Source organism: Streptomyces sp. WAC 04229, assembly GCF_003947455.1.
Lineage (GTDB): Bacteria > Actinomycetota > Actinomycetes > Streptomycetales > Streptomycetaceae > Streptomyces.
Genome location: NZ_QHJH01000227.1, coordinates 1 through 11,289 on the forward strand (window position 1 = coordinate 1; position 11,289 = coordinate 11,289).

The following is an 11,289-nucleotide window of genomic DNA, read 5'->3' on the forward strand; positions in this document are numbered from 1 at the left end:
GCCCCCGCCCGGCCAGCGCGACACCGAGGCACATCAGCCCGGCCACCGGCAGGTCGACCCCGCCCACCGCGCAGGGCAGCGCCACCAACGGACAGGCCAGCAGCCGGGCGCGGCCCAGTCCGACGGCGGCGAGGCAGGCGACGAACGCGCCGTCCAGCCACCAGCGGGCGTCCCCGGGCAGCACACCGAAGAGCGCCATCCCCGGCAGATAGGGGTTGAAGTCGCCGACGGACACGGGGGCGGAGACGTACGGGCTGCCGGTCGTCAGCAGCAGCCGCCCGGACCGTTCGACGACGGCGACCTCCGACTGCGCGAGTCCCGCCGCCACCAGACCGGCGAGCGGCACCAGGACGGCCCCCAGCACGGCCACGGCACGGGCGGTGCGGCGCGGCCGGGAACCGGACGACAGCAGCGCCGCGAACGCGTACCCGGCCCCGGCCGTCCACCCCCACACCCGGTGCGTTCCCACGTCCGAGGCGAGCGCGAAGCCCGGCGCGACCACCGCGCACCCGGCCCAGACCCCGCGCTCCAGTCGCGCCGGCGAGTACGCCGCCGCCCGCTGTCCAAGACTCTTCCCCATGTCCGTCGACGCTACGAACGCGCGGCTCGCCCGGCGTCAACCGAGGCTCCGCACCAGGGACTCAACCCGTGGTACGACGTCCGCCGCCGGACTCCATCCGAGCGGTGACGCGCGGCCCCGCCCCGGCCGGGATCATGGGTCGTATGAGTTCGCCGCTGCAGCGGCGGGTCCGCGACTGGATCGCCGCACCCGCCTACCCCTGGGTCACCGGTGGCGTCGTGACGGCCGGAGCGGTCGCCGAGCTGATCGTCATCCCCGCGGGCGTGACGACCACCATCGGGGTGCTCGTCTCGGCCGCCTCACTGATGTGGCGGCGCTCCTTCCCGCCGATCGCCGTGCTCACCGTCGCCGCGGGACTCCTCGGCTTCGCCGGCGACGTCAACCTGTACGTCTCGATCATGGTGAGCGGACTGATCGGCTGCTACTGCCTCGGCCGGCGCCGGGTGCTGCACCCGGCGCTGACCGTCGCGGGGGGCGCGCTCGGCGCCGTCTGCGTGAACCTGGTGCACATCAACACCTGGTCGCGGATGGAGCTGCCGGTCCCGGCACTGTGGGAGAAGGGCTCGCTCAGCCTGTTCGCCGAGTCGTTCCTGCTGACCGTGGTGGTCTTCGGCGCCGTCATGATGGGTGACGCGGTGCGCTCCCGCGAGGAGACCCGCACCGAACGGCATCTGGCCCAGGCCCGCATGATCGCGATGGAGCGGCAGCAGGCCGCCGAGGCCGAACGGGCCGCCATCGCCCGCGAACTGCACGACATCGTCTCGCACTCGGTGTCGATGATCGCCGTCCAGGCCGAGAGCGCCACCTACACCACCCCCGGACTCACCCCCGAAGCCCGCGACGGCTTCCAGCAGATCGCCGCCACCGCCCGCTCCTCGATGGCCGAACTGCGCCGTCTGCTGGGGGTGTTGCGCACCCCTCAGGGCGAGGTGGCCCTCACCGCTCCGCAGCCGACCCTCGACCACCTCGGCGAACTGGTCGAGCAGCACCGGGCGGTGGGCGGCCTGGCCGAGCTGCGGATCACGGGGGAGCGGGTGCCGCTGCCCGCCGCATGGGAGCTGTCCGCCTACCGGATCACCCAGGAGGCGCTGACCAACGCGCGCAAGCACGCGCCGGGTGCCCGTACCGTGGTGGAGGTCGACTACGGCGCCGGCCGGCTCCTCACCCTCCGCGTCCGCGACGACGGCCCCGGCGTCGGCTCCGGTCCCGGCACGGGGCACGGCCTGACCGGGATGCGGGAGCGGGCGGCCCTGGTCGGCGGGCGGCTCAGCGCCGGGGCGGGACCGGACGGCGGGTTCCTGGTGGAGGCCGAGCTGCCGTGGGGGAGCGGGTGAATCCGGTGGCGGGAGCGAGGGGTACGAGTGTGATCAGGGCATTGGTCGCCGACGACCAGGCGGTCGTCCGCACCGGCTTCGTGAACCTCCTGGGCACCCAGGACGACATCGAGGTCGTCGGCGAGGCGGCGGACGGGGTGCAGGCGGTCCGGGTGGCCGCCGAGACCCGGCCCGACCTCGCCCTCCTCGACATCCGCATGCCGCACCGCAACGGCATCGAGGCGGCCCGCGAGATCCTGGCCGCCTCCGGCGGCGCGACGAAGGTCCTGATGCTGACGACCTTCGGTCTCGACGAGTACGTGTACGACGCCCTCGCCGCCGGGGCGGGCGGTTTCCTGCTCAAGGACGCCACCTTCCCCGAACTGCTGCACGCGGTCCGGGTGGTGGCGGCCGGCGACGCGCTGCTCTCGCCCGGCATCACCAAGCGGCTGATCGCCGAGTTCGTCCACGCGCGCGGGTCCAGGCTGCCGGTCCACGCGGCCGGCGACCTCACCGCCCGGGAGACGGAGGTGCTGACCCTGATCGCCAGGGGCCTATCCAACGCGGAGATCGCCGGCCGTCTCACCATCACCGACCACACCGTGAAGACCCACATCAACCGCGTGTTCGCCAAGCTGGAACTGCGGGACCGGGCCCAGGCCGTGATCGTGGCCTACGAACTGGGCCTGGTCCGGGCGGGCGGGGCACCCTCAGCCGGAGAAGCCGACGTGGGCGAGCCGCAGTGAACCGCGCAGCCTGACGCGGACGTCGTGGACGCCCCCGGCGGTGAACGCGCCGTCGAGGTCCACGTAGTCGTACGGCCCCGACGTGGGCGCGTCCGGGGACAGCAGCGCCACCGGCGGCCCCCCGTCGAGGGCGATCTCGACCGTGCCCCCGCCCGCCACCGACACCGTCACCCCGGTGACACCGGACCCGAAGTCGCAGTCCCGGTAGAGCAGTTCACCGGTCCGGTCCGTCACCGGCGTCACCGCGTCGCCCGCCACCCTCGTCCGGTCGACGATCTCGGTCCCGCTCTGCTCGTCGAAGTCGGCGGCCGCCAGGCCGCGTTCGCGCATCGGCCGGGGCGCGGCGGGCTCTCCGTCCAGGACGACGGTCGTCTCCAGGCGCACGTCCTCGCTGGAGGCCCCCACCAGCAGCGCGTACGGCCCCGGCTCCAGCCGCCACCGGCCGTGCGCGACGTCCCAGAACGCGAGGGCGGACAGCGGCACGTCGAAGGACACCCGGGCCGTCTCGCCCGGAGCGAGGCCCGACCGGCGGTGCGCCAGCAGTTCCCGGCGCGGTCGCGGGACCGACCCGCACCCGGCCCGGACGTAGAGCTGGGCCACCTCGTCGGCGGTGACGTCCCCGGTGTTGGTGACGGTGAAGGACACCGCCACCCGCCCGTCCGTCACCCGCACGGCCAGGTCGCCGTAGTCGAAGGACGCGTAGGACAGGCCGTGCCCGAACGGGAACAGCGGCGTGCCCTCGAAGTAGAGGTAGGTCTGACGGCCGCCGATCACGTCGTAGTCGAGCGGATCGGGCAGGTCGGCGTCGTCCGCGTACCAGGTCTGCGGGAGCCGGCCGCCCGGTGAGACGTCCCCGGCGAGGACCCGGGCCAGCGCGGTGCCGGCCGCCTGTCCGCCGTGCGCGGTCCACAGCACCGCCCCGAGCCCTTCCGTGTCCACCGCGTACGGGTAGGCGGACACCAGCGCCAGCACGGTGGTCCGACCGGCGGCGCGGGCCGCGCGCAGCAGCCGCTCCTGGTGGGCGGGCAGCCGCAGCGTCGTACGGTCCTCGGTCTCCCGGCCGTTGATGTGCGGGTCGTTGCCCGCGACCACCACGACCACGTCCGCCTCGGCCGCCGCCCGCGCCACCGCGTCCTCGCCGCGTTCGGTGACGACCAGGCCGAAGACCTCGGCGTCGTCCTCGTCCGGGGCGGCAACCTTCACGCCGTCGGCGGCGACCCGGACGTGACGACCCGTTCCCAGGTGCCTCAGGAGGTGACCGTCCCCGTGCGGTTCGAGACGGAACGTCTCCTGCACGACCCAGCCGCCGGGCTGGTCGGCGGAGGCACGCAGGCGCCCGTCCCCGGCGACCGACAGGTAGCGGCCGTCGGGGGCGCGCAGCGTGAGGACCCCCTCGCCCCAGTCGGTCAGCGCGAACTCGGTGCCGACGGCGTCCGTGGTGAGCGGCGGCAGGTCGGTGCGGCCGGCCAGCAGGGCCGGGTCCAGGGCGCCCTCGCCGCCGTGCGCCTCGTCGGCGGAGCCGTCGGCCGGGAGCACGTGCAGGTGGGACCCGTCGGCGGTGCGCAGCCGGACCCGGTCCACGCCCTCGGCGAAGCTCACCCGGTCGGCGCCGAACCGCTCGTACAGGCCCTCCAGCGGAGTGGAGCGGTGGATGAGCGTGCCGCTGTACCAGTCGAGCTTGCACTCGTCGGCGAGCAGCCCGACGACGGCGACGCGGGTGTCGGGGGCCAGCGGCAGGACACCGTCGTTCTGCAGCAGGACCACCGCCTGCTCGGCCGCCTCCAGCGCCAGCGCCCGGTGCTCCGGCGTGTCGAAGTCCGTGGCGGTGTCCGCCGTGACGGCGTACGGGTCGTGTTCCGGGTCGAACTCGCCGAGCCGGAAGCGGACCGACAGCTGGCGGCGCACGGCCGCGTCCACGTCGGCCTCGGTCAGCAGCCCCCGGTCAAGGGCGCCTCGGACGCGCGCGAGGGTCGTCGAGGAGTCCGTGCCGTGGTCGGTGAAGCTGTCCACGCCGGCGCGGAGCGCGGCGGCCGTCGCCTCCTCGTGGGTGGCGAAGTAGTGCTCGGAGTCGACCAGGTTGGAGGGCGCGCCCGCGTCGGAGCAGACCAGCAGGTCCTCCTCCGTCCAGGTGCGCAGGTGCCCGGCGAGGTGGGGGGAGACGTGGTTGGGGCGGCCGTTGACGAGGTTGTAGGCCGGCATCACCCCGGCGACCGCGCCTGCCTCGACGGTCGCACGGAAGGCGCGCAGGTCGTACTCGTGCAGCACGCGCGGGCGCACGGACGACGAGGAGGTGTCCCGGTCCAGCTCGTTGTTGTGCGCGAGCCAGTGCTTGAGGACCGGCGCCGTACGCCAGTACACCGGGTGTCCGCCGCGCAGGCCCCGGGTGTAGGCGGTGGCGAGGGCGGAGGTGAGCCGCGGGTCCTCGGAGTAGCCCTCCTCGTTGCGGCCCCACAGAGGGTGGCGGAGCAGGTTCACCGTCGGCGACCAGACGTTGAGGCCGACCCGGTCGTCGCGGGCGCGCATCGCACGGGCCTCCTTGGACACCGCCTCGCCGACCCGGCGCAGCAGGTCCTCGTTCCAGGTCGCGCCGAGCCCCACGGCCTGGGGGAACACGGTCGCCGGGCCCATCCAGGCCACGCCGTGCAGCGCCTCCTGCCCGGTGCGGAAGGCGGCGATGCCGAGCCGTTCGACGGCGGGGGCGAACTGGTGCAGGAACCGGGTCTTCTCGTCCGGCGTGAGCCGCGACATCAGGTCGTCGACGCGCTTCGCGAACGGCAGGCGCGGATCACGGAAGGGTGGCGCGGGCGGCGTGGATGCGGTCACGTGGGGTTCCCCTTGCGATGGATCGGCCAGGCGCATTCGAAGCGCTTCGATGCTGATTTGCAGCAGGGGCGGGTGTCAAGGCGCTTGAGCGTCCCACCTTCGACTTCTCGTCACAACCCAGGTGTCACGTCAGCAGGTTCGGCCGATCCGGTCCTGCGTCCACCCCGGAGGAATTCTGGGATCGGCTCTTGTGCGCCCCCAGGGGTTCACTTAACCTCGCAGCAACATCGAAGCGCTTCGACTAAGCCTCCCCACATCGCAGCCGACGGCCACCGCCGCGTGTCCCGGTGCGCCACGAAGGGTTGACGCAAATGACGCCGAACGCCGCCTCCGGTCCCAGCCGGAGAAGTTTCCTCGCCTCCACGGCGGTCGCCACCGCAGCGGTGGCCGGAGGGGTGCCGCTGCTCTCCGCCTGCGGGGGATCCGACGGAGGCTCGCGCGACGGCACCACGTCGGGCAAGGACGCCGACAAGCTGCTGCCGGCGTACGTGGCGGCCGGCGTGGTCACCCCCGACATCCCCAGCAAGAACGGGTCCGCGGTCGGCTTCACCGGCAAGCTCGAGCTCGCGGACCTGAAGACCTCGGTGCCCGAGAAGCTCGGCAAGGGCGGCCGGGTCACCGTCATGTCCCCGTTCTGGGGGTCCCCGCCCAAGGGGGACAACGCCTACTACCGGGCGATGAACGACCTCATCGGCGTCGACGTGGCCTGGCAGAACCAGGACGGCAACACCTACGACCAGAAGCTGGGCGCGGTCCTCGCCTCCAGCGAGGTGCCCGACGTGGTGGTCGTGCCCGGCTGGAACATGACCGGCAAGATACCCAGCGCCATCATCGGCAAGTTCGCCGACCTCGGCCCCCACCTATCCGGCGACGCGGTCAAGGAGTACCCGAACCTCGCCGCGATCCCGACCGACGCCTGGCGGCGCTCCATCTTCGGCGGCCGGCTCCGCGGCCTGCCGATGCCCGCCTCGTACGTCACCGGCATCGTGCCCCTGTACCGGCAGGACATCTTCGAGAAGGAGGGATACGAGGTACCCCGCTCCTGCGACGAGTTCATGGCCCTGGCCAAGGACGCCACCAACGCCAGGGCCAAGCGCTGGGCCTGCCTGGACATGAAGTGGACCGCCTTCAACGCCTTCGGGGTGCTCTCCGGCAACGAGAAGGCGCTCGGCTGGCACGAGATCGACGGCAAGCTGGTCAACCGCGTCGAGACCGAGGAGTACCTCGAGGCGCTGGAATGGACCCGCAAGCTCTTCGCCGCCGGTGTCACCCACCCCGACGCCGACCTCGGCAAGAGCAACGCCGCCGACCCCGGGCCGAAGTTCGCGGCCGGCGAATTCCTGATCTACAACCAGGACATGTCGCAGTGGTGGAGCCGCACCGCCGAGCAGGCCACCCAGAACCCCGACTTCAAGATCTGGGGCATGGACATCTTCGGCCACGACGGCGGTGACCCCACGCTGTGGGCCATCAACCCGGCCACCATCTTCGCCTTCGTCAACAAGAAGGCGTCCGAGTCGGTGATCCGCGACGTGCTGGCCATGGCCAACGTCACCGCCGCGCCGTACGGCACCAAGGAGTACATGGCCACCAACTACGGCGTCGAGGGCACCCACTACACCGTCGAGGACGGCGTCCCCACCAAGACCGACCAGGGCAACGTCGAGGTCATGAACGCCTACGTGATGGTGGCGAGCCCCGCCCCACCATCGCCCGCCCCGACTTCCCCGAAGTCGGCAAGGGGCAGGTCGAGTGGCAGCAGCGGATGGGCGCCTTCACCAAGAAGTCCGCCTGCTACGGCATGCAGGTCGTCGAGCCCGCCCGCTACACCAACCTCGCCAACGACTTCGAGCAGCTGGAGGACGACGTCGTCCGCGGCCGCAAGAAGATCAGCGACGTGCAGCGGGCCGTCTCCGACTGGCGCAGCAAGGGCGGCGACGAGCTGCGCGACTGGTACAAGAAGCTGCTCGACGAGAACGGTTCGGCCGCGAGCTGACCGGCACCGAGGCAAGGAGTAGGGCCGTGTCGCACAGCACGGTGCCTCGGAGCAGGGCCGAGGCCGAAGAGACGAAGACCCCGGTGGAGTCCGGCGACGCCAGCGGGGGCAAGGAGAAGCCGCCCGCGGGCAGGCTGAGCCGGCGGCTGCGGTTCAGACGCGACCGCGTCCTGCTGCTGATGACACTGCCGGCCGTCCTGTTGGTGCTGATCTTCAACTACGTGCCGATCCTCGGCAACGTCGTCGCCTTCCAGGAGTACGACCCGTACATCAGCGACAACGGCATCGTCTCCATCATGAACAGCCCCTGGGTGGGGCTGGACAACTTCCACCGCATCTTCGAGGACTCGGCCTTCTGGAACGCCGTACAGAACACGCTCGTGCTCTTCATCCTCCAGCTGGTGCTGTTCTTCCCCATCCCCATCGCCCTCGCGCTGCTCATCAACAGCGTGGTCAGGCCGCGGGTGCGAGCCGTCGCGCAGGCCATCCTGTACCTGCCGCACTTCTTCTCCTGGGTGCTGGTCGTCGCCGTCTTCCAGCAGCTCTTCGGCGGGGCCGGGATCTTCTCGCAGCTGCTGCGGGAGCACGGGCACGACGGCCTGTCGATCATGACCGACCCGGGCACCTTCCCCTTCCTGCTCACCGCGGAGAGCGTGTGGAAGGACGCGGGCTGGGGGATCATCGTCTTCCTCGCCGCGCTGGCATCCGTGAGCCCCGACCTCTACGAGGCCGCGGCGATGGACGGCGCGAGCCGGTGGCGCCGCATGTGGCACGTCACCCTGCCCGCGCTGCGCCCGGTCATCGCGCTGCTGCTGGTGCTGCGGGTCGGTGACGCCCTCACCGTCGGATTCGAGCAGATCCTGCTGCAACGCGACGCCGTCGGACCCGGCGCCGCCGAGGTCCTGGACACCTTCGTGTGGTGGAACGGCGTGCGCAACCAGGACTTCGGCTACGCCGCCGCGGCCGGCCTGATCAAGGGCGTCGTCAGTCTCGGCCTGGTCCTGGCCGCGAACAAGGTGGCCCATCTCATGGGCGAGCAGGGGGTGTACAAGAAGTGACCGCCGTCATGGACAAGCCCGCCGAGCGTCCCGTACGGGGACCCGGCCGGTGGGCGGCCCCGCCCCGGCCGGCGTGGGAGGAGAAGCCCAACCCGGCCGGGGTGGCCGGCAAGGGCCTGGTCCTCGCCCTGGCCTGCCTCGCCATCCTGTTCCCGCTGTGGATCGTCGTGGTCACCAGCCTCTCCTCGCGCGAGACCATCGACGAGGCCGGCGGCCTGGTGATGATCCCCAGGGACGTCACCTTCGTCGCCTACCAGGAGCTGCTCAGCGGCGGCCAGGTCACCCGCGCGGCGATCGTCAGCGTCGGCGTCACGCTCGTCGGCACCCTGTTCTCCATGGCGGTGTCCGTGCTGTGCGCCTACGGACTCTCCCGCAGCGGCTCCCTCGGCCACCGCTGGATCCTGATGCTGCTGCTGGCCACGATGTTCTTCAGCGCCGGCCTCATCCCCACCTACCTGCTGGTGCAGTCCCTGGGCCTGATGGACAGCTACCTCGCCCTGATCCTGCCCAGCGCCATCAGCGTCTTCAACATCCTGGTGCTGCGCGGCTTCTTCATGGGCATCTCCCCGGAGCTGATCGACAGCGCCCGCATCGACGGCGCGGGCGACCTGCGCATCCTGTGGCGGATCGTGCTGCCACTGTCCCGCGCGGTCGTCGCGGTGATCACGCTGTTCTACGCGGTCGGCTACTGGAGCGCCTGGTTCAACGCCTCCCTGTACCTGAACGACCAGGACATGCTGCCCCTCCAGAACGTCATGATCCAGCTGGTCCAGAAGCAGGAGGCGCCGGTCGGCCTCGGCCAGGCCATCAAGACCGGTGAACTCTCCGGCCTCGCCGTGCAGATGGCCGTGATGGTCATGGCCCTGCTGCCGGTCGCCGTCCTGTCCCCGTTCGTCCAGCGCCACTTCAGGAAGGGCATGCTCACGGGGGCGGTGAAGGGCTGATGCCGGACCTCGCGGACGTGACCCGGCACCGCATCCTCTACGGCGGCGACTACAACCCCGAGCAGTGGCCGGAGGAGACCTGGCCCGAGGACGTCCGCCTGATGAGGGCCGCCGGCGTCAACACCGCCACCGTCGGCGTCTTCTCCTGGGCGCGGCTCGAACCCCGGCCCGGCGTGTACGACTTCGCCTGGCTGGACCGGGTCATGGACCTGCTGCACGAGGGCGGCATCGGCGTCGTCCTCGCCACCCCCACCGCCTCACCCCCGCCCTGGCTCGGCCACCTGCACCCCGACACCCTGCCCCGCGACGCGGACGGCCGCACCGAGTGGTGGGGCGGCCGGCAGCACTTCTCGCACTCCAGCGCCACGTACCGCCGGCACGCCGCCGCCATCACCGAGGCCCTGGCCGCGCGCTACGCGAGCCATCCCGCCCTCACCCTGTGGCACATCAACAACGAGTACTGCACCCATGACCACGGCGACGAGGCCGCCACCCGGTTCCGCCGCTGGCTCCAGGACCGGTACTCCACCCTCGACGCCCTCAACACCGCCTGGGGCACCGCCTTCTGGAGCCAGGGCTACGGCGACTGGGCGGAGGTCATGCCGCCCCGCCGCACCCACTACCTGAGGAACCCCGCACAGGTCCTGGACTTCCGGCGGTTCACCTCCGACATGCTCCTGGAGTGCTTCGTCGCCGAGCGCGACATCGTCCGCCGCCACACCCCGCACCTCCCGGTCACCACCAACTTCATGCCGCTCTGGTCCGGCCAGGACGCCTGGCGCTGGGCCGAGGAGGAGGACGTCGTCTCCGTCGACCTCTACCCCGACCCGCGCGACCCGTACGGCGCGCAGGAGGGCGCCCTCGTCCAGGACCTGACCCGCTCCCAGGCGCGCGGTCCGTGGATGCTCATGGAGCAGGCGGCCGGCCCGGTCAACTGGCGCGGGGTGAACCACCCCAAGCCCCGCGGCCTGAACCGCCTGTGGTCCTTGCAGGCCGTCGCCCGGGGCGCGGACGCCGTCTGCTACTTCCAGTGGCGCCAGTCGAGACAGGGCGCCGAGAAGTTCCACTCCGGGATGGTCTCCCACGCGGGCCCGCGGGGCCGCACGTACGAGGAGGTCGTGCGGCTGGGCGCCGACCTCGCGAAGCTCGGCCCGCACGCCGCCGGCACCCGCGTCACCGCCGACATCGCCGTCCTGCACGACTGGCACTCCTGGTGGGCCGCCGACCAGGAGGCCCGCCCCTCCGCCCGCGTCGACCACGCCGGCGTCCTGAGCGCCTGGCACCGCGCGCTGTGGCGGGCCCACCTCACCGCGGACTTCGCCCACCCCGACCACGACCTGACCCCCTACAAGGTGGTCCTCGTCCCCCAGCTGTACGCGCTCACCGACACCGCGGTCGACAACCTCCTCGCCCACGTCCGCCGCGGCTCCACCCTCGTCTGCGGTTTCCTCACCGGCGTCGCCGACCAGGACGACCGGATCAGGCCCGGCGGCATGGACGGCCGGCTGCGCGAGCTGTTCGGCATCCGCACCCTGCACGAGTGGTGGCCCCTGGAGGAGGACGAGCGCGCCGGCTGCGACGGCTTCCGGGGTGTCCTGTGGTCGGAGGAGATCGAACCGGACGGCACCGCCGACGAGGTGATCCCGTACCAGGGCGGCGAGCTGGACGGACGTCCGGCCGTCCTGCGCAAGGGCGGCGCCTGGTACCTCTCGACCCTCCCCGAACCGGACGACCTGCGCGACCTGTTCGCCCGGATCGCCGCCGGCGCCGGCGGCGATCCGGGCGAACAGGTCGCGCAGGTCGTCCGGTTCGGGGAGGGTCGAGAGGTA

The 11,289-nt window shown here is 72.1% G+C and carries 6 protein-coding genes and 2 pseudogenes; 6 read left to right on the forward strand and 2 right to left on the reverse strand.

Annotated features, from left to right (window positions below):
• Positions 1 to 580 (reverse strand): annotated as a pseudogene (locus tag DMH12_RS33980) (hypothetical protein); the annotation flags it as partial.
• Positions 581 to 723: 143 nt separating this feature from the next.
• Here DMH12_RS33980 and DMH12_RS33985 point away from each other — a divergent pair.
• Both DMH12_RS33985 and DMH12_RS33990 read left to right on the forward strand, forming a co-directional pair.
• A complete protein-coding gene (locus DMH12_RS33985; protein ID WP_125495196.1) occupies positions 724 to 1,914 on the forward strand; it encodes a sensor histidine kinase in 1,191 nt (396 codons plus the stop codon).
• Between the two features lie 29 nt (positions 1,915 to 1,943).
• A complete protein-coding gene (locus DMH12_RS33990) occupies positions 1,944 to 2,639 on the forward strand; it encodes a response regulator transcription factor (RefSeq protein WP_260474441.1) in 696 nt (231 codons plus the stop codon).
• Here the strand turns inward: DMH12_RS33990 and DMH12_RS33995 are convergent.
• Positions 2,604 to 5,462: a glycoside hydrolase family 3 C-terminal domain-containing protein gene (locus DMH12_RS33995; RefSeq protein ID WP_125495197.1), complete on the reverse strand. Its 2,859-nt coding sequence runs from the start codon at positions 5,460 to 5,462 to the stop codon at positions 2,604 to 2,606. The two genes, DMH12_RS33990 and DMH12_RS33995, sit on opposite strands and share 36 nt — an antisense overlap.
• A 311-nt stretch (positions 5,463 to 5,773) precedes the next feature.
• Here DMH12_RS33995 and DMH12_RS34005 point away from each other — a divergent pair.
• The 4 genes and pseudogenes from DMH12_RS34005 to DMH12_RS34020 all read left to right on the forward strand — a co-directional run.
• A pseudogene (locus DMH12_RS34005) lies at positions 5,774 to 7,458 on the forward strand (extracellular solute-binding protein).
• 26 nt (positions 7,459 to 7,484) lie between these two features.
• The gene (locus tag DMH12_RS34010) at positions 7,485 to 8,516 is read left to right on the forward strand and encodes a sugar ABC transporter permease (RefSeq protein WP_125495198.1); all 1,032 of its coding nucleotides are present in this window, start codon (positions 7,485 to 7,487) and stop codon (positions 8,514 to 8,516) included.
• The gene (locus DMH12_RS34015) at positions 8,513 to 9,460 is read left to right on the forward strand and encodes a carbohydrate ABC transporter permease (protein WP_125495199.1); all 948 of its coding nucleotides are present in this window, start codon (positions 8,513 to 8,515) and stop codon (positions 9,458 to 9,460) included. The genes DMH12_RS34010 and DMH12_RS34015 overlap by 4 nt, the downstream gene beginning before the upstream one ends.
• Positions 9,460 to 11,289, forward strand: a 1,830-nt coding sequence (locus DMH12_RS34020; RefSeq protein WP_148107573.1) for a beta-galactosidase, incomplete at its 3' end; no start/stop codon positions are given. The genes DMH12_RS34015 and DMH12_RS34020, both read left to right, overlap by 1 nt.